Source organism: Nocardioides sp. Root240, assembly GCF_001428825.1.
Classification (GTDB): domain Bacteria; phylum Actinomycetota; class Actinomycetes; order Propionibacteriales; family Nocardioidaceae; genus Nocardioides.
Genome location: NZ_LMIT01000002.1, coordinates 307760 through 327661 on the forward strand (window position 1 = coordinate 307760; position 19902 = coordinate 327661).

Genomic DNA, 19902 nt, shown 5'->3' on the forward strand with positions numbered 1-19902 from the left:
AGATGACCGACCGGACCGACATGACCGACATGACCGAGACCGCCGAGCGGCCGCTTCCCGCCGCCGGCCACCAGGTGGAGGTACGACGCAATGCCGCCCTCTCCGTGGGGATCGGCGGCTTCGCCGGCCTGATGACCGTCGCCTTCGCGGCGCGGGCGTTCACCGGCGGCACCGCCCTCGACTGGCTGGCCTTCGGGATCCTCGCCCTCGTCACCGGCATCCACCTGGCGTCACTCTCCGACAGCCGGGCCCCGCTCCTGGTCGCCGACGAGCACGGTGTGCGCGTCCGCGAGGGCGCGATCTGGCGCGGCATCGCGTGGCAGGACATCGACTGCCTCGAGCACCTGCCGCGGCACGGCCTGTTCCGCGACGGCCACCTCCTCGTCGACGGGTACGACGACCGCCAGCTCGTGGTCCCGCTGACCCTCGCCACCCGGCTGGTCGGCGCGTCCGCCGTCTCGCTGAGCGACGTGCTGGCCGACCTGGCCGACGACCGGGCGGACGTCGTCGAGGTCGTCTCCGGCGTCGACGAGGAGCCGTCGCGGCGTGCCTCCGTGCCCAGCCTCAGCGACCTCTACGGCGACGAGGACGGCACCGAACCGGCCCCCGAGCGCCGTGGCATCGCGGCCCGCGTCGCGGCCGGCCTGTCGGGCGTCGTACCGGGAGGACGGTCGGCGGAGACCGACGAGTCGGACGAGACCGAGGTCGACGGGATCGACCGGGTCGAGGACACCCTGGTCGTCCCCGCGGAGGACCTGACGCCGGCCGCGGCCGACGTCGACGAGCTCCGCTCGCGGCTGGCCCGGATCCGTGAGTCGTCCGGTGACACCGGCACGATCCCCGCGGTCACCGACACCCACACCGACACCCACACCGACACCGAGTCGACCGACGAGATCGTGCTCGACGAGCTGGGCGAGGCCTCGACCGACGAGATCGCCGTCGTCGACGCGGACATCCACGACCAGGACGACGAGCCGCCCGCGCCCGGACGCCCGACGGTCCTCTCGGCCCGCGTCGAACGCCCGGCCACGATCCGCGCGCAGGCCGTGGTGGAGACCGAGCCGGCCGCTGTCGAGGACAACGTGACCGTCGTCCTCGACGACCTGGCGGTGCGTCCGGCCGTCGACCCGGTCATCGGCCCGGAGATCGCCGCCGCCCGTGAGCGGCTGCGGCTCACCATCGACCAGGTGTCCGACCGGACCCGGATCCGCCCGCACGTGGTCGAGGCGATCGAGGTCGACGACTTCGGCCCCTGCGGCGGCGACTTCTACGCCCGCGGCCACCTGCGCACCCTCGCGCGCATCCTCGGCATCGACGCGGCCCCCCTCGTGGCGTCGTACGACGAGCGCTACGCGCACGAGCCGGTCGACCCGCGCCGCGTGTTCCAGTCCGAGCTGGCCACCGGCACCGGCGGCGCGATCCGCAGCACCCGTGGCGGCCGGAACTGGTCGGTCATGATCGCGGCCGTGATGGGCGCGGTCCTCGTGTGGTCCGTCGCGCGGCTGGTCATGGACGGCCCGGCCCCCGTGGCCGACGCACCCGTCCTGAACCAGAGCGGCGGCGTCACCGGCACCGCGCAGGTCAAGGGCGACCCGGTGAAGCTCACGCTCACCGCCGCCGGTGGGGGAGCGACCCTCAACGTCCGTGACGGCGGCGGCAGGATCGTCTTCGAGGGCAACCTGGCCTTCGGCCAGACGAGCGAGCTGCGCGTGGTCCCCCCGATCCGGATCTACAGCACCGACGGTTCGGTCACCTACGCCGTCGGTGGCGCCAAGGCGAAGGCGCTGGGCGAGACCGGCGCCGAGGCCAGCAAGACCGTGATCGCCCCGCGCTGAGCACGTTCACGAGGTTCCGGTCGGGACTGCATCCGCGCGCCGGCTTTCGGGTCCGGCACGCGCTGACCGGTATCCTCGACCGGACATGACCAGTTCTCCCGCCCCCGTCTCGGTTGCCCTGCTCACCCTCGGGTGCGCCCGCAACGACGTCGACTCCGAGGAGCTCGCCGGGCGCCTGGCGGCCGACGGCTTCACGCTCGTCGACGACCCGGAGGACGCCGACACGGTCGTGGTCAACACCTGCGGCTTCGTCGACGCCGCCAAGAAGGACTCGATCGACACCCTGCTCGCGGCCTCCGACCTCAAGGAGACCGGCCGTCCGCAGGCCGTCGTCGCGGTCGGCTGCCTCGCGGAGCGGTACGGCGAGGAGCTGGCCGCGTCGTTGCCCGAGGCCGACGCGGTGCTCGGGTTCGACGACTACCAGGACATCTCCGGGCGGCTGCGCTCGATCCTGGCGGGGGAGAAGCCGCACGCGCACACGCCGCGCGACCGGCGCCTGCTGCTGCCGATCACTCCTACGGAGCGACCCGCCGCGGCGTCGCAGGTCTCCGTGCCCGGTCATGCGGGCGACGTCGCCATCCCCGGCCGGCCCGCGATCCGCAAGCGCCTCGACGGCGGCCCGATGGCCCCGCTCAAGCTCGCCAGCGGCTGCGACCGGCGCTGCACCTTCTGTGCGATCCCGATGTTCCGCGGCTCGTTCGTCAGCCGCCGGCCCTCCGACGTGCTGCAGGAGGCGGCCTGGCTGGCCGAGCAGGGCGTGCGCGAGCTCTTCCTCGTCTCGGAGAACTCCACGTCCTACGGCAAGGACCTCGGTGACCTCGGCCTGCTCGAGACGCTGCTGCCCGAGCTGACCGCGATCGACGGCATCGAGCGGGTGCGGGTCTCCTACCTGCAGCCCGCGGAGACCCGTCCGGGCCTGGTGCGTGCCATCGCGACGACGCCCGGCGTGGCGCCGTACTTCGACCTGTCGTTCCAGCACGCCAGCGCCACCGTGCTGCGCCGGATGCGCCGCTTCGGCGACCCGGACAGCTTCCTCGGGCTGCTCGACCAGGTGCGCGCGCTCGCGCCCGACGCAGGCGTCCGCTCCAACGTGATCGTCGGCTTCCCCGGCGAGACCGAGGAGGAGTTCCAGACGCTGTGCGACTTCCTCGAGGCCGCCCGGATGGACGTGACCGGCGTGTTCGGCTACTCCGACGAGGACGGCACCGAGGCCGAGAAGCTGCCCGGAAAGCTCGACGACGACGAGATCAACGCCCGCGTCCAGCACCTCAACGACCTGGTCTCCGAGCTCACCAGCCAGCGGGCCGAGGACCGGATCGGCAGCACCGTCGAGGTGCTGGTCGAGGAGGTCGACCCCGACGGCACCGGTGACGGCACCGTCGAGGGACGCGCGGCCGAGCAGGGCCCCGAGGTCGACGGTACGACGCGCGTGCTCGGCGTACCGGACGCCCGGGTGGGTGACTTCGTCCGTGCGGTCGTCGTTGCCTCCGACGGCGTCGACCTGATCGCCGAACCGGCAGAAGGACAGCGATGAGCACCAGCGAGAACACGGCCGTCACGGGGACGCCCAGCAACTGGAACGTCCCCAACGCGCTGACCACCCTGCGCATCGTCCTGGTGCCGTTCTACGGCTGGGCGCTGCTGCACGACGGCGGCGACTCGGTGACGTGGCGCACCGTCGCGTGGGCGATCTTCTTCGTCGCCATGGTCACCGACAAGGTCGACGGTGACATCGCCCGCGCCCGCAACCTGGTCACCGACTTCGGCAAGATCGCCGACCCGATCGCCGACAAGGCGATCACCGGCATGGCCTTCATCGGGCTCTCGATCATCATGGACACCTGGTGGATGTGGACGATCACGATCGTCGTCCTGGTCCGCGAGTGGGCCGTGACCCTGCTGCGGCTCTCGGTGCTGAAGGCGGTCGTCATCGCCGCCGCCCAGAGCGGCAAGTGGAAGACCGTCGCCCAGGCGCTCGCCCTGGGCTTCCTGACCCTGCCCCTGCTCGAGGTCGACGGCTGGCTCGACGTCCCCGGCGAGGTGACCTACGTCGTCGCGATCGTGCTGCTGCTGGTCGCGTTCGTGCTGACGATCTGGTCCGGCTACGAGTTCTTCCGCGACGTCTGGAAGCAGCGCCACTCGATCCGCAAGGCTGCCTCCGCCTGACCGTCAGGTTGAGATCGTGCGGCCGGACCGGCCGCAACGGCAACAATTGACGGTACGACGTTCCCTTTTCGTCATCTGATTTTCTCCAAGGCCTTGCCACGCTGACGGGACATGCGCCTAGGGTCGGGTTTCTTCCCCTCCGTTGTTCCCCCATTCCGCGCAGCGCTGCATCTCGGGCACGCACTGTCGCCTGCCGCTTTGTCGACCCGGAAGAAGTCAATGCGTTCTGCGAAGCAGTTCCTGTTCGGATCCCTCGGTGCAGCTCTCGCCCTCTCGGGCTTCACGGTCCTCGCGGCCGGCCCGGTCCAGGCGAACCCCGCCGGCACCGACCTGGTGATCAACGAGGTCTACGGCGGCGGCGGCAATGCCGGCGCCGTGTACACCAACGACTTCATCGAGCTGTTCAACCCGACGGGCGCGGCCATCCCGCTCGAGGGCAAGAGCCTCCAGTACCGCTCCGCCGCCGCGACGACGGCTGCACCGGGCTCGACCGGGGTCTTTGCCTTCCCGGCGGGATCCTCCGTACCGGCGCACGGCTACTACCTGGTCCAGGCGGCGGCTGGTGCCACGCCGGTCGCGCCCTTGCCGATGACCCCGGACGCGACGGTGCCGGGGACGAACCTGAACCTGTCCGGGACCGGTGGCCAGATCTTCCTGGCGAACACGACGACGGCACTGGCCCCGGTGACGAACGCCGCGGCCCCGTGGACGTTCTCCGGCAGCGTGGTCGACTTCGTCGGTTGGGGCAGCAGCACGGTCACCTTCGAGGGCACCGACAAGGCAGCAGCGACGGCCAACGGCACGTCGACCAGCCGCGCCGCCACCCACGCGGACTCCAACAACAACATCGCTGACTTCGCGACGGGTGTGCCGACGCCGAAGAACTCCACGATCACCGAGGGCGGTGACCCCGAGCCGGCCGACCTGGTTGCCGATCCCGAGGGCGACATCACCACCACCGTCGACGCCCAGGTCAGCGCGACCCTCACCGCCACGGGCGGCAAGGAGCCGTACGCCTGGTCCGCGACCGGCCTGCCGGCCGGCGTCACCCTGTCCGCGGCCGGTGCGCTGTCCGGCTCGCCGACGACCGCGGGCACCTACCCGGTGACCGCGACCGTGACCGACGACTCGGACCCCGAGCAGACCGACGAGGTCACCTTCACCATCACGGTCGGCCCCGCGCCCGAGACGCTGCCCATCGCCACCATCCAGGGCACCGGCGAGCGCTCGCCGTACGCCCCGGAGACCGGCACGGGCCAGGGCACCGAGGTGGTCACCACCACCGGCGTCGTGACCGGCATGTACAAGGACCCGTCCTTCGCCAACAACGGCTTCGACGGCTTCACCATCCAGACCGGCGGCACCGGCCCCGGCACGACGACGGGGGGCGCCTCCGACGGCGTCTTCGTCTACTACGGCAGCAACACCCTCCCCGCGGGCATCGCGGTCGGCGACTCCGTGCGGGTGACCGGCAAGGTGAGCGAGTTCTTCGGCCTCACCGAGGTCAACGTGACCGGCACCGGCGTCACCGAGCTCGGCACGGCGCTGCCGGCCGTCACCCCCCTGCCCACCGGGTTCCCGACGACCGACGCCGCGCGCGAGGTGCTGGAGAGCATGCTCATCGCTCCCACCGGCGACTTCACGGTCACCAACGCCTACGCCACCAACCAGTACGCCGAGATCGGTCTCGCCGCCGGTGACGGACCGCTGCGGCAGCCCACGGAGTTCGCCGACGCGGGCGACGACGCCGCGGTCCAGGCGATCCGCGACGAGAACGCCGAGCGGGCCGTGACCCTCGACGACGGCACCGGCGTCAACTACCTCGGCAACCAGACCACCAAGGCCCAGCCGGTGCCGTGGCTGACCCAGGGCGCGGCGGCCAACCCCGTCCCGCCGCGGGTCGGCGCGGGCGTGACCTTCCACGCTCCGGTCGTCGTGGACTACCGCAACGACATCTGGAAGCTCCAGCCGCAGCAGCCGGTCACCACCGACGGCGCCGCGATCGCGACCTTCGAGGACACCCGGGCCGACAACGTCGTCCCGCGCGACGTCCTCGGCGCCGAGGGCGACCTCAAGATCGCGACCTTCAACGTCCTCAACTACTTCAACACCACGGGCGAGGCGTACGCCGCGGCCGGTCCGCTGCAGAACCCGCCGCTGGACACCTTCTGCACCTACTACACCGACCGCGGCCCGGGCACGGCCCAGCGGATCGGCAACAACTCCTGCGGTGTGCGCCTGCTCGACGACCCGGACACCGCCAAGGACGAGTCGCAGGACAACGACGGCCGCGGCCCGCGCGGCGCGGCCACCGCCGCGAGCCTGGCCCGCCAGGAGGCCAAGCTGGCCTCCACGATCACCGCGCTCGGCGCGGACGTGGTCGGTCTCGAGGAGATCGAGAACTCGATCAAGCTGCCCGGTGAGACCAACCGTGACGACGCCGTCGCGCGCGTGGTCGCGATCCTCAACAATGCCGCGGGATCCACGGTCTGGGCCTACGTCAAGAGCCCCGGCGAGGCGTTGACCGCCGCGGCCGTCGGCGAGCAGGACACGATCCGTCCGGCGTTCATCTACAAGGTCGACAGCGTCGAGCCGGTCGGCAAGTCCGACATCCTGTTCGGCACCGACGAGTTCGCCAACGCACGCGAGCCGCTCGCCCAGGTCTTCAAGGCCAAGGGTGCGCCGGACGCCGACGGCTTCGCCGTGATCGTCAACCACTTCAAGTCCAAGGGCGACAGCTGCACCGCGCAGGAGGCGGAGCAGGGCTCCCCGAAGTGCGCGGTGGGGGACAACAAGTCCGACGGCGAGGTCGGCGCCTTCAACGGTGACCGCGTCCGCCAGGCCAACCGCCTGCTGCAGTTCGCCGACGACTTCAAGACCGACCGCGGCGTCGACGCGGTCTTCCTGGCCGGCGACTTCAACGCCTACTCGATGGAGGACCCGGTCCATGCGATCGAGGCGGGCGGCTTCGACCCCGTCGAGTCGACCGACGCCGCCGACGAGAGCTACTCCTACGACGGCCTGTCCGGCTCGCTCGACCACGTGTTCGGCAACGCGGCCGCCATGGACATGGTGACCGGTGCGGACATCTGGGAGATCAACGCCAACGAGGCGGCGTCGTACCAGTACAGCCGCTACAACTACAACGTCACCGACTTCTGGCTGCCCAACAAGCCGTGGGCCACCTCGGACCACAACCCCGAGATCGTCGGCATCAAAGTGCCCGACTTCACCCCGACCTCCTACCAGGAGATCCAGGTGATCGGCACGAACGACTTCCACGGTCGCCTCCTGCCGGACGCCGGCAACGCCGCCGGTGCCGCGCCCTTCGCCACGGCCGTCAAGGAGCTGCGCGCCGAGAACCCCGACACGGTGTTCGTGGCCGCGGGCGACCTCGTCGGGGCGTCGACCTTCGAGTCGTTCATCCAGAAGGACGAGCCGACCATCGACGCGCTCAACGCGATGGGCCTCGAGGTCTCGGCCGCGGGCAACCACGAGTTCGACCAGGGGTACGCCGACTTCGAGGGCCGCATCCGCGACCGCGCGAACTGGGAGTACATCGCGGCGAACATCGACTACGACGCGTCGGTCCCGGAGGCCGACCGCCTGGCCGAGACGTGGACCAAGACGATCGACGGCAAGAAGATCGGCTTCGTCGGCGCCGTGACCGAGGACCTCCCGGCCCTGGTCAACCCCGCCGGCATCGACCAGCTCACCGTCACCGACATCGTCGACGCCACCAACGCCGCGGCGGCCGCCCTCAAGGCCGACGGTGCCGAGGTCGTGGTCCTCCTGGTCCACGAGGGTGCGCCGACGGCCAGCTGCTCGGCGGGCACCGACGCCGCGACGACCTGGGGCAACATCGTCCAGAACTCCTCCAGCGACGTCGACGCGATCATCTCCGGTCACACGCACCTGGCCTACAACTGCAAGTACGCCGTGGCCGACTGGGCGAACCGGGCCGTCACCAAGCGCCCCGTCGTCTCGGCGGGCCAGTACGGCACCAACCTCAACAAGCTGGTCTTCAAGTTCGACGAGGGCAGCGGTGAGCTGGCGGCCATCAGCCAGGACGTCATCGCGACCGCCGGTGTGGGCTACGCCCCCGACCCGACCGTCCAGGCGATCGTCGACGACGCCGTCGACTTCGCCGAGGCGGCAGGTTCTGCCCAGCTCGGCCGGATGAGCGGCGACTTCAAGCGGGCGCGCTACCTGCCGGGTGGGGTGTCCACGGAGAACCGCGGCGGTGAGTCGACGCTGGGCAACCAGGTCGCCGAGATCCAGCGCTGGGCGACCGACCAGGCCGGCATCGACACCGACATCGCGTTCATGAACCCGGGCGGCCTGCGCGCCGACATGCCGGTCACGATCGTCGACCAGGCCTACCTCGACGCCCACCCCGGCTCCGGGCTGGCGCTGGGCGACAAGATCCTGACCTACCGCAACGCCGCCGACGTCCAGCCGTTCGCGAACACGCTGGTCAACCTCAAGCTGACGGGTGCGCAGATCAAGACCGTGCTCGAGCAGCAGTGGCAGCGGACCCCGCAGGGCGGCGTACCGTCCCGGCCGTTCCTGCGCCTCGGCGTCTCGAAGGGCTTCACCTACACCTACGTCGAGACGCCCGTGACGGTGTCGGCGCCCAACTCGGCGCCGGTCAACACCTTCAAGGGCACCGTCACCGGGATGTGGCTCGACGGCCAGCAGGTCGACCTCGCCCACGTCTACTCGGTGACCGTCAACTCCTTCCTCGGCGGTGGCGGCGACAACTTCCGTGAGCTCGCCAACGGCACGGGCAAGGTCGACACCGGAAAGGTCGACCTGGCGGCCGTCGTCGACTACATGAAGCAGTACGACGCCGACCACCCGCTGGTCGTCGACAGCAGCCAGCGCGCTGTGGAGCTGACCCTGCCCAACGACGCGCCGGCCGCCTACCAGCCGGGCGACACGGTCACCTTCGACATCGCCTCGTGGGCGATGTCGGCGGCCGGCGACGTGACCGACGACGACCTGCAGGTCAAGCTCGGGAACACCGTGCTGGGCTCGTTCCCGGTCACCAAGACCGTCGGCAACACGCCCTACGACAACACGGGTACGGCGAGCGTCTCGGTGCAGCTGCCGGCCGACGTGCCCAACGGCACGGTCGAGCTGACGGTCTACGGCCCGACGACGAAGACGTCGGTCCCGTTGGTGCTCGCCGTCGACGACGTCGAGGACATCCAGATCGTCGGCACGAACGACTTCCACGGCCGCCTCCTGGTCGACGAGTCCCCGGCGAGTGCCACCTGCGCGACCGTGCTCTGCCCGGCGTCGAAGCTGTCCGGGACGGTCAAGCAGCTGCGCACGCAGAACCCGAACACGGTGTTCGTCGCCGCGGGCGACCTGATCGGCGCCTCCACGTTCGAGTCGTTCATCCAGAAGGACGAGCCGACCATCGACGCGCTCAACGAGGCCGGCCTCGAGGTCTCGGCGGCCGGCAACCACGAGTTCGACCAGGGCTACGAGGACCTCGTGGGCCGGGTCCAGGACCGTGCGAACTGGGAGTACATCGCCGCCAACGTCGAGGAGCCGGAGGGTCGCGACGACCTCGCGGAGACCTGGACCAAGGACTTCGGCGACATCACGGTCGGCTTCGTCGGTGCGGTCACCGAGGAGCTGCCGGCCCTCGTCAGCCCGGCGGGCATCGAGGGTGTCACCGTCACGGACATCGTGGACTCCACGAACGCCGCGGCGGCGCAGCTGAAGGCCGACGGCGCGGACCTGGTGGTCCTGCTCGTCCACGAGGGATCCGCGTCGCCGAGCTGCACCTCGCCGCAGTTCACCGACCCGGCGACGGTCTGGGGCAACATCACCCAGAACGTCTCGCCCGACGTGGACGCGATCGTCTCCGGCCACACCCACCTGGCCTACAACTGCTCCTTCCCGGTGCAGCAGTGGGTCACGGACGGCCGCACGGTCACCGAGCGCCCGGTCGTCTCGGCCGGCCAGTACGGCCAGAACATCAACAAGCTGGTGTTCTCCGTCGACCGCAGCTCCGGTGACGTGGTCGCCAAGACGCAGTCGGTCGTCGCGCTCACCGCCAGCTCGCCGAGCGACCCGGCCGTGGACGCGATCGTCAACGCGGCCAAGACGGCGGCCGAGGCGCAGGGCTCGGTCAAGATCGGTGAGATCGGCGGCCCGTTCAACCGGGCTCGGGTCACCGGCAGCACCGACCCGAACCGCGGCGGTGAGTCGACGCTCGGAAACCTCGTTGCCGAGGTCCAGCGTTGGGCGACCGAGAAGCCGGAGTCCGGGAGCGCGCAGATCGCGTTCATGAACCCGGGCGGCCTGCGCTCCGACATGGCCGGCACGCTCAACGGCGGCGTCCGCGAGGTCACCTACAAGGGTGCCGCCGTGGTCCAGCCGTTCGCGAACACGCTGGTCAACATGGACCTCACCGGCGCCCAGATCGAGACGGTCCTCGAGCAGCAGTGGCAGCGCGACCTCAACGGCAACGTGCCCACCCGCCCGTTCCTGCGGCTGGGCACCTCGAAGGGCTTCACCTACACCTACACGGAGAAGCCGGTGACCGTGAACGGCACCGCGACCTTCCAGGGCGAGGTGACCGGGATGTGGCTCGACGGCGAGCCGATCGACCCGGCAGCGACGTACTCGGTCACGGTGAACTCGTTCCTCGGCTCCGGTGGCGACAACTTCCGCGAGCTCGCGAACGGGACGGGCAAGGCCGACACCGGCAAGGTCGACCTGCAGGCGATGGTCGACTACCTGGCCGCGTTCACCGCGACCACGCCGCTGCCGGTCGACTACCGCCAGCACGCGGTCCAGGTCGAGCTCCCCGCCGACGCGCCCGCCTCGTACGTGCCGGGCGGTCACGTGAAGCTCGCCGTCGGCTCGTGGGACATGACGCACCCCGACGACGTCCGCGACGACGTGGTCACCGTCAAGCTCGGTGACGACGTGCTCGGCACGGCGGCGCTCGACCACACCGTGGGTGCGGACCGCTACGACCCGTACGGCAAGGCGTCGGTCGACGTCGTCCTGCCGAACGACGTCGCGGCGGGTCCGGTCACGCTGACCCTGGTCGGCGAGGACACCGGCACCGAGGTCCCCGTACCGATCACCGTCGCCGAGGGCGCCTTCGTCAACGACACCTTGCCGGTCATCACCGGTACGGCGAAGGTGGGCCAGCAGCTGACCGGCACCGCCGGCAGCTGGACCCCGACGCCCACGTCGGTGGCCTACCAGTGGCTGGCCGACGGCACCCCGNACCGATGCGACCACGTCGACGTTCACGCCGACCCCGGCCCAGGCCGGCAAGGTGATCACGCTGCGGGTGACCGTCTCGGCCGCCGGCTACTCCGACGGCGTGGCAACGTCCGACCCGACCGCTGCGGTGGCCGACGGCACGTTCGTCAACGACGGCAAGCCGGCGGTCACCGGTACGGCGAAGGTGGGCCAGCAGCTGACCGGCACGGCCGGCAGCTGGACCCCGACGCCCACGTCGGTGGCCTACCAGTGGCTGGCCGACGGCACCCCGNGCCGGGGCGACCACGTCGTCGTACACGCTGACGGCGGCCGAGCTGGGCAGGGTGATCACGTTGCGGGTCACCGCGTCGGCCACGGGCTACAGCAATGCGGTGGCGACGTCCGACCCGACGGCCGCGGTCGTCGCGGGGACCTTCGTCAACACCGCGGTCCCGACCGTCTCGGGCACGGCCCGCGCCGGCCGGGTGCTGACGGCGAACCGGGGCACGTGGAGCCCGGCGCCGACCTCCGTGGCCTACCAGTGGCTGGCCGACGGCGCGCCGATCGCGAGTGCGACGGGCACGACCCTGCGCCTCAACGGCACCCACGTCGGCAAGCGGATCAGCGTGCGGGTGACGGTGAAGGCGGCCGGCTACACGGACGGTGTGAAGACCTCGGCGCAGACCGCCGCGGTCGTCAAGGGACCGGTCACCATGGCGGTGCGGGTCGGCCCGGCGAAGGTCATCGCGAAGCGGACGCGCGTGCAGCTCGTCGTCACGCTGACCAACCCGGACGGGCTGACCGTCGGTGGCACCGTCGCGGTGTCCGCCACCGGGCTCACTGCCCGGACGGCCACCGTGGTCGACGGCCGGGCGACCGTGACCCTGCCGGTGTTCCCGACGGTGGGTCGTAAGACCCTGACCATCCGGTACGGCGGCACGAGCGCCCTGGCGGGCCGGACGACCACGACCACGGTCTTCGTCGTCCGGCGCTGAACGACCCGGCGGCCGGTGGTCCCGTGACACGATGGGTGTCATGGGATCACCGGCCGACCTCGTCGCCCGCCTGAAGGAGCTCGGCGCGACCGTCGCCACCGCCGAGTCGCTCACCGGAGGCCAGGTCGCCGCCCGGGTGACCGGGGTGCCCGGCTCGTCGGCGGTGTACGCCGGTGGGGTCGTCAGCTACATGACCGAGGTCAAGGTGTCGGTCCTGGGCGTCAGGCCCGCGACCGTCGCGGAGCACGGCGTCGTCTCGGCCCAGTGCGCCCGCGAGATGGCCGAGGGCGTTCGGCGGCTGCTCGGCACGACGTACGCCGTCAGCACGACGGGTGTCGCCGGGCCGGACCGCCAGGAGGGCAAGCCGGTCGGCACCGTCTTCGTCGGCGTGGCGGGTCCCGGGGGAGTGCAGTCCTTCGAGCTCGCCCTCGACGGCGACCGCGCGACCATCCAGCACGCGAGCGTCGCTGCCGCACTGTCGGCCCTGGCTGACATGATCGGCTCGGACGGTCGGCCCGCGGAAGATTCGGGGCTCCGGTAGCGTTGGGGGACAGGACCCGGTGCGCCGGGCCCGGACCGTCCAGGAGAGGAGATCGAGATGGTGCTGTTCCGCCGCTCGCTCGGTGACATTCTGCGTAGTCGCCGCACCGAGCTCGGTCTGACCCTGCGCGAGGTCTCCGGTGCCGCCCGGGTGAGCCTGGGCTACATCTCCGAGATCGAGCGCGGCCAGAAGGAAGCCTCCTCCGAGCTGCTCTCCTCGCTGTGCGACGCGCTCGAGATGCCGTTGTCCGACGTGCTCCGCGAGGTCGCCGACGCGGTGGCCCTCGAGGAGGCGGCGCTGGTCGGCGCCACGCCGATCACCCCGCGCCGCACGGGCGCGGTCGTGGCCTCCGCGGCCTGACTCTCACTCGACCAACGACAGGGCCATCAGCGGGCAGGCGGCGACGGCCCGCCGTGCGCTGCGTGCCTCGACCTGCGGCTCGCGCTCGCCGCTGAGCGGTCGCGGGTAGCCCCACTCGTCCTGCTCGAGGATGCCGGCGAGCAGCTCCGTGCAGGCGCCGTGGCCGTCGCAGCGGGTCCAGTCGACGTGCAGGCGAGTCATCGGGGGCACCGTCCCTCGGCGTGTGCTCGGACGTGGTCGGCGAAGACGTGCAACGTGCTGCGCACCAGCCGGGCCGTGCCATCGGGGTGCGCACAGGCGCCGCGGCCGTCGACCAGGGAGGCGAGCTCGGCAGCGCGGCCGGCGTTCGCGGCGCCGACGGCGCGGGCGAGGGCGGGGAGCCCGTTGACGCACGGGCCGCACTGTCCGGCGCCTTCGCCGGCGAGGTACGCCGTGATCCGGGCGACCGCCTCGAGCGGGCAGTCCTCGCGGGCCAGCGCGTGCAGCACGCCGGCTCCGGGGGTGGCACCCCAGGGCGCGAGGCCGGCACGGGACAGCGGGAGGTCGAGCGCGGAGGCCGGGACCCACGCGCCGTGGTAGCCGCCGACCAGCACCGCGCGGACCTGCGCCAGGTCGGTGCCGGCGCGGGCCAGCACCGCCGTGATCGACGCGCCGCGCTCGGTCTCCACCACCCCCGGCCGGGGGACGACGGACGAGCGCGACCCGCTGACGGTGACCAGCATCGTGCCGGGGTCGTCGGGGGTCCCGGTCGCACGCCACCAGCCGGCGCCGTACCGGACGAGGAGGGCGACGTGGGCGAGCGTCTCGGCGTTGAGGACGAGCCTCGGCAGCCGGTCCGCGCCGCGGCGCGCCATCGGGTCGCGACGGTCGCGCGGGAGCGGCGGGCCGCCGTCGAGTGCCCGGACCAGCGCGGTCTCCTGGCCGGCGACGAAGCCGCCGGCCAGGGTGCGGACCTCGACCGGCAGGTCTGCCCGGTGCGGTGCGGCGGCGGCGAGGCGGGCCGGTCCCGGCGGGACCTGGGGCCCGAGGGCGAGGATCGCCCGCGCGCCCCCCAGCGCGCGGGCGACGACCTGCAGCCCGTCCAGCACGAGCCCGGGCGCGGACTGCAGGAGCACGGCGTCCTTGTGCGACAGCGGCTCGCCCTCCATCGCGTTGCCGACCACGACGACCCGGTCGCCGGGGCGCGCGAGGAGGACGCCGAGCTTGCGGGCCGTGGGGAAGCCCGCGCCGCCACGGCCGGTGAGCCCGGCCTCGGCCAGCAGCGCGGCGAGCTGACGGCGGTCGGGGCGCCCGATCGGCCCGTCGGGCACAGGGTTCGCGAGCAGGCGCTCGGCGGTGGCTGCGGGCAGTGCGGTCGTGGTCATCGCTGGGCCGCCTTCGGGGAGAGGGGGAGGGCGCCGTCGGCCGAGCGGACCGGCCGGGTGCCGAAGGAGTCGGTGAGCCGCCAGGCGACGGCAGCCAGCACGGCCGCACCGGAGACGACGAGCGCCGTGACCGCCCACCACGTGCCGGCGTCGGACCCGCTGAACAGGAAGTGCCCGACGGCCAACGGCCACAGGGCGTACGCCGACCAGTGCACCGCCCGGAAGGCACGCGGCCCGATCCTGCGTCGCAGCACGCCGGTCACGCCGAGGAGGACCAGCACGTCCAGGGCCAGCACGCCGAGCCCGACGCCGAGCGGCCGGTAGTCGCTGGTGAACGGCACCAGCGCAGGGAGCAGGGAGATGCCCGACGCGGTGTCGAGCACCAGGGTGAGCACGTGCACCGCGACCAGCGCGGTGGCGGCCGCGGACGTGGTCCGGTGCACCTCGTTGGCCCCGAACCGGCCCCAGCCGACGACGTCGCGGCCCGAGCGGGCGAGGATGCCGAGCGCGACAGCGCCACTCAGCGCGAGGAGCGCCGTCACGCCGGTCCCGCGGCTGAGGTACCAGAGGAGCTCGTTCACGACGCCACCGCCAGGTCCGCGGGGAAGCCGCCGAGGGTGAGGGTCAGGCCGGACTGCTCGACCAGGCGGGCGTCGTACCCGTGCCGGGTGAGCCAGGTCGGTGCGGTCGCGTCCTTGACGATCGCCGCGGTGGCGGCGGCGTTCGCGGTGCTGCAGCGGCGGGCCACCACGGTCGCGGTCCGCCAGCGGGTGCTCGCCGGCATGCCGGTCTCGGGATCGAGGACGTGGTGGGACCGTGGGTCGCCGTCGTCGACGCGACGGCGCTGCGTGCTCGACGTGGCGACCGACCAGCCGTCGTGCAGGGTGACCGTCGCCGGCACGTCGTGGGAGGTGTCCTGCACGGTGACCTGCCAGCCGCGAGCCGGGCCCCGGCCGGCGGAGGCGAGGTCCCCGCCGAGCCCGACGAGCACGCCGGCCCCGGTCTCCTGGGCGGTACGGCGGGCGATCAGGTCGGCGGCGTACGCCTTGCCGGTCGCGCCGAGGTCGAGCAGCATGCCGGCGGGCAGGTGCAGCCGCCAGCCGTCGAGGCGTACGTCGCGCCAGCTCCCCGCCCGGTCGACGAGGTGCGGCCGGCCCTCGCGCCACGCGCGCACCTCGTGGCCGAGCGTCGGGTCGACCGCGCCGTCGGTCGTGCGAGCGGCCTCCAGCGCCGCGCGGAGGAAGCCGGCGAGCACGGGCGAGATGTCGTTCCAGCCGGGGCGCAGCCGTCGGATCTCGCTGCCCGGCTGGAAGGAGCTGATCGCGTCGTCGGCCGCATCCATCACCTGGTCGGCGACGGCGCGGGCGGTGACGAGGGCGCCGGGGTCGGTGGTCACGAGCAGGCAGTCGACGTCCCAGCGGCGCCAGGCCTGTCGGTAGGTCATCACGAGCCCTGCGTGGTCGCGTGGCTGGAGCCGCTCGACGGTGGGCTGACGCCGCTGTCGGTGTCCGCGGCGCTGGACGAGCCCGACGTGCCGGTGGTGCTGCTCGTCGAGGTGCCGGTGCTCGTCGTACCGACGCCGTTGACGACGTCCTGGTCCGCGGCCTGGGCGGCGATCGCGCCGGTGAGGGCGAGCGATCCGCCCAGGGCGAGGGCGACGACGGTGGCCTTGGCGCGGCCGACGCGGCGGGTGGTGGAGCGGGCGACGCTGGGGCTGGTCATGCGGTCCTCCTCGGATCAAGGTGGGACCAGCACACTCCTCGTTGCTGTGGACCTGCTGTGCCGCAGGCGTGCGCCCGATGCGAGTTCGCCCGACTCCCAGCCGGACGCGCGCTCAGCGGCGGGACATCGCCTCGAGGCGCGCGATCCGGTCGGCCATCGGCGGGTGCGTCGAGAACATCCTCTGCACGTCGGCCGCGCGGAACGGGTTGGCGATCATCATGTGGCTGGCGTTCTGCAGCTCCGGCGTCGGCGCGAGCGGGGCGCGGGCCGTGCCGCTCTCGAGCTTGCGCAGGGCGGAGGCGAGGGCGAGCGGGTCGCCGGTGAGGCGGGCGCCGTCCTCGTCGGCGTCGTACTCCCGGGTGCGGCTGATCGCCATCTGGATCACGGCCGCGGTGAACGGCGCGAGCAGGGCGGTGGCGATCATGACCAGCGGGTTGGGGCGGTCCTCGTCGCTGCCCCCGCCGAAGATCGAGGTGAAGGCGAGGAACTGTGCGACGGAGCTGATCAGGCCGGCGATCGCGGCGGCGATCGAGCCGGTCAGGATGTCGCGGTTGTAGACGTGCATCAGCTCGTGGCCGAGCACGCCGCGCAGCTCGCGCTCGTCGAGCAGGCCCAGGATGCCCTCGGTGCAGCACACCGCGGCGTGCTCCGGGTTGCGGCCGGTCGCGAACGCGTTGGGCGCCTGGGTGGGCGAGACGAAGAGCGCCGGCATCGGCTGGCCGGCCGTGGTCGAGAGCTCGCGGACGATGCGGTACATCGCCGGCTGCTGGGCCTCGGTCACCGGGTAGGCGTGCATCGCCCTGATCGCGAGCTTGTCGGAGTTCCAGTAGCCGTAGGCCGTGGTGCCGACACCGATCAGCGCGAAGATCCAGATGAAGGCCGAGCTGCCCGTCGCAGCCGCGATCAGGCCGCCGACGACGAGCAGCAGGGCGAAGATGGCCCCGAAGAGGCCGGCGGTCTTGAGGCCGTTGTGATGGCGGTGCATGTCGGGTCAACGATCGGCACCGGGCGTTGCGTTCCTCTCACCGGGCGAGACCCGGATCACGTGAGCGGTTGGCAGTGCGGGCACCAGTACGTCGTGCGCTCGCGCCCGGCCGGGCCGACCTCGCCGCTGAGCAGGGGCGTCCGGCAGCGCAGGCACGGCTGGCGGTTCCGGCCGTAGGCCCACAGGGGATTGCGACGGTCGCCCGTGGTCACCGGCCGGCCGTTCCGCATCGCGGCCTGCAGCATCTGCCGCGCCCGGCTGAGCAGGCGGGCGGGGTCGCGGACGCCGGACACCGGACCGACCGGGCACACGCCGTGCACGAAGCAGGACTCGGCCAGCCAGATCGTGCCGATCCCGGCCACGACCGTCTGGTCGAGCAGGGCCTCGCCCAGCACGCGGTCGGGTCGGGCCGTCAGGCGCGCGACGGCCTCGGCACGGTCGTCATCGGTCCACGGCCCGAGCAGGTCGGGTCCGAGGTGCCCGACGACCGTGTGCTCCTCGGCGGTCGGCAGCAGCTCGACGAGGCCGAGGCGGAGTCCCGCCGCGATCACGTGGTCCGTCTCGAGCACCACCCGGACGTCGGCGGCCGGGCCCGGAGGCCGCTCGCCGCGCGTGACCACCCGCCAGCTGCCCTCCATCTTGAGGTGGGTGTGCAGCGTGAGGCGCGCGCCTCCGGCGCCCACCACCCGGGTGAGCAGGTGCTTGCCGTGGGTGGCCGTGCGCTCGACCGTCGCGCCGGCCAGGTCGGTGGTCGCCAGCTGCGGGACCCGGAAGTCGGTGCGGGTCAGGGTCCGGCCCGCCAACGCCCGGTCCAGCCGGTCGGCCGTACGGCGAACGGCATCGCCCTCAGGCACGATCCACCGTCTCTGCGCTGCTGCGCGGCACCATGCGGGCGCGCTCGCCGCGTTGCGGACGCTCGATGGTGCAACCAGACCGCCTGTCGCGCCCGCGCCTTGCGAGCACACCCGTCTGGCGCCGCTCGCGACGCGCACCGGCGGTCGATCGTGCCTCAGGCACGGATCCGCAGCCCCCGGGGAGTCGCGACGAACCCCGCGGCGGCGAGGGCGTCGCGGAGCGGGGAGCCACTGCCGAGCAGGGCGGTGCCGTCGGCCTTCTCGACCGTGAGCTGGCCCAGGCTGCCCCGTCGGACGGCGGTGGAGAGGGCCTCGGCGGCGGGCTCGAGCAGGCTCGGCTCGTCGGTCCAGGTGAGCAGCGTGCGACCGCCGCGCTCGACGTACAGGACCAGGGCGCCGTCGACGAGCACGACCAGCGCGCCGGCCTTGCGCCCCGGGCGGTGGCCGGCGCTCTCGTCGTCGCCGCGAGCGGCGGCCGGCCAGGGGAGTGCGGCGCCGTAGGGGTTGGCCGGGTCGGTCGCGGCGAGCGCCACGGCGACCGGCTTCTCGTCGTCGGTCGAGGTGAAGGTGCGCAGCCGGTCGACGGCGCCGGCGGTGCCGAACTGGGCGGCACCGAGGCCCTCGACGAAGTAGCCGCGCCGGCACCGGCCGGAGTCCTCGAACGCGCTGAGCACCTTGTAGACGGCGGCGAAGCCCCCGGGGACCCGCTCGTTGACGACCGCGCCGCGGGTGACCACGCCGTGGCGTTCGAGCAGCTGCTCGGCGACCGCGTGGGCGCGACGGGTCGGGTCGCGGTCGATCGCGGGGAGCACGGCCCAGCGGCCGGCGGTCTCGGGCGGGCCGGTGCGGGCGACCCGGCCGGGGCGGGGCGGCGCGCGACGGGTGCGGTGGGCCCCGCGGCTGCCGCGGGTCATCGCGCGCAGCGGCGTGAGGGTGTCGTTGGTGAGGTGGCCGTTCCAGACCAGGCCCCAGAGCGCCGCGCTCACCGTCTCGTCGAGCGGAGCGGGGTCGCCCGCGTCGATGCACGCACGGGCGACCTGGTCGGCGACCTGGCGGAAGAACCACGCGCCGCCCGGCGCGAGCACGTCGAGCACCCGTTGCTGGAGCGGGTCCTCGACCGGACCCGGCTCGGGGAGGGTCAGGTGGGCGCGATCGGCGAGGTGGAGCGAGATCCAGCCGTCGCTGCCCGGCAGCGCGGCGTGCCCGGCCCACAGCACCTCGCCGGTGGCGGTCAGCTCGTCGAGCAGCGCCGGCTCGTAGTCGCGCACCCGCGCCGGCAGCACGAGTGACTCCAGTCCGCTGGCGGGGACGGCGGCACCCGCAAGCTGCTCGACCGTGCGCAGCAGCCCGTCGGCGCCACGCGGCCCGCGCGCGGTGGTGATCTCGTGCCACGCGGCGGTGAACCGGGCCAACGTGGCGGGCTCGACCGGCTCGATCTCGTGACGCAACCGGGCGAGCGAGCGGCGGCGCAGCCGGCGCAGCACCTCGACGTCGCACCACTCCTCGCCCGAGCCGACCGGACGGAACTCGCCGGAGAGCACCCGGCCGTGCGCCTCGAGCCGCTGCAGGGTGTGCCGGACGACCGCGATGCCGAGGCCGAGCCGGGTCGCGACCTGGTCGGCGGTGAACGGCCCGTGGGTGCGGGCGTAGCGCCCGACCAGGTCGGCCAGCGGGTCCTCGACCGGCTCGGCGAACGCGGCGGGGGTGCCCGGGGGGACCGGGACACCGAGGCCGTCGCGGAGCCGGGCGACGTCCTCGACTGCCGTCCAGGCGTCGCCGTAGGGCATCCGGACGGGGACGGCCCGGCGGGCCGCGACGAGGCCCGCCAGCCAGTCGGC

Annotated in this window: 13 protein-coding genes and 1 pseudogene; 6 read left to right on the forward strand and 8 right to left on the reverse strand. The window is 72.9% G+C overall.

Annotation, left to right across the window (positions count from 1 at the left end; genetic code table 11):
- The first annotated feature begins 2 nt into the window (after positions 1-2).
- The 6 genes from ASE20_RS04460 to ASE20_RS04490 all read left to right on the forward strand — a co-directional run bounded on the left by ASE20_RS04460 (position 3) and on the right by ASE20_RS04490 (position 13139).
- Positions 3-1838, forward strand: coding sequence for a helix-turn-helix domain-containing protein (locus ASE20_RS04460; RefSeq protein ID WP_225869225.1), 1836 nt, complete (start codon positions 3-5; stop codon positions 1836-1838).
- 85 nt (positions 1839-1923) lie between these two features.
- The gene (gene rimO, locus ASE20_RS04465; RefSeq protein ID WP_056893329.1) at positions 1924-3372 is read left to right on the forward strand and encodes a 30S ribosomal protein S12 methylthiotransferase RimO; all 1449 of its coding nucleotides are present in this window, start codon (positions 1924-1926) and stop codon (positions 3370-3372) included.
- On the forward strand, positions 3369-4004 hold the full coding sequence (gene pgsA, locus ASE20_RS04470) for a CDP-diacylglycerol--glycerol-3-phosphate 3-phosphatidyltransferase (protein ID WP_056893330.1): 636 nt from the start codon (positions 3369-3371) through the stop codon (positions 4002-4004). Before rimO ends, pgsA begins: the two co-directional genes overlap by 4 nt.
- Before the next feature lie 219 nt (positions 4005-4223).
- The coding region (locus ASE20_RS04475; protein ID WP_200954857.1) for an ExeM/NucH family extracellular endonuclease at positions 4224-11264 on the forward strand (7041 nt) is incomplete at its 3' end.
- A 1014-nt stretch (positions 11265-12278) separates the two neighbouring features.
- The gene (locus tag ASE20_RS04485) at positions 12279-12779 is read left to right on the forward strand and encodes a CinA family protein (RefSeq protein WP_056893333.1); all 501 of its coding nucleotides are present in this window, start codon (positions 12279-12281) and stop codon (positions 12777-12779) included.
- 57 nt (positions 12780-12836) lie between these two features.
- The gene (locus ASE20_RS04490; RefSeq protein ID WP_056893334.1) at positions 12837-13139 is read left to right on the forward strand and encodes a helix-turn-helix domain-containing protein; all 303 of its coding nucleotides are present in this window, start codon (positions 12837-12839) and stop codon (positions 13137-13139) included.
- A 3-nt stretch (positions 13140-13142) separates the two neighbouring features.
- On the opposite strand, the gene ASE20_RS04495 is transcribed toward ASE20_RS04490, so the two are convergent.
- The 8 genes and pseudogenes from ASE20_RS04495 to ASE20_RS25435 all read right to left on the reverse strand — a co-directional run.
- Positions 13143-13340, reverse strand: coding sequence for a ferredoxin (locus ASE20_RS04495; RefSeq protein WP_056893848.1), 198 nt, complete (start codon positions 13338-13340; stop codon positions 13143-13145).
- Complete coding sequence (locus ASE20_RS04500; protein WP_056893335.1) at positions 13337-14503, reverse strand: NADH-ubiquinone oxidoreductase-F iron-sulfur binding region domain-containing protein; 1167 nt, start codon at positions 14501-14503, stop codon at positions 13337-13339. Before ASE20_RS04500 ends, ASE20_RS04495 begins: the two co-directional genes overlap by 4 nt.
- On the reverse strand, positions 14500-15084 hold the full coding sequence (locus ASE20_RS04505; protein WP_056893336.1) for a ferric reductase-like transmembrane domain-containing protein: 585 nt from the start codon (positions 15082-15084) through the stop codon (positions 14500-14502). Before ASE20_RS04505 ends, ASE20_RS04500 begins: the two co-directional genes overlap by 4 nt.
- A complete protein-coding gene (locus ASE20_RS04510; protein ID WP_056893337.1) occupies positions 15081-15947 on the reverse strand; it encodes an FAD:protein FMN transferase in 867 nt (288 codons plus the stop codon). Before ASE20_RS04510 ends, ASE20_RS04505 begins: the two co-directional genes overlap by 4 nt.
- Positions 15947-16225: a hypothetical protein gene (locus tag ASE20_RS04515; protein ID WP_056893338.1), complete on the reverse strand. Its 279-nt coding sequence runs from the start codon at positions 16223-16225 to the stop codon at positions 15947-15949. Before ASE20_RS04515 ends, ASE20_RS04510 begins: the two co-directional genes overlap by 1 nt.
- A 112-nt stretch (positions 16226-16337) precedes the next feature.
- Positions 16338-17210, reverse strand: coding sequence for a zinc metalloprotease HtpX (htpX, locus tag ASE20_RS04520; RefSeq protein ID WP_056893339.1), 873 nt, complete (start codon positions 17208-17210; stop codon positions 16338-16340).
- Between the two features lie 56 nt (positions 17211-17266).
- A complete protein-coding gene (locus ASE20_RS04525; RefSeq protein ID WP_056893340.1) occupies positions 17267-18064 on the reverse strand; it encodes a DNA-formamidopyrimidine glycosylase family protein in 798 nt (265 codons plus the stop codon).
- Positions 18065-18219: 155 nt separating this feature from the next.
- A pseudogene (locus ASE20_RS25435) lies at positions 18220-19902 on the reverse strand (DEAD/DEAH box helicase); the annotation flags it as partial.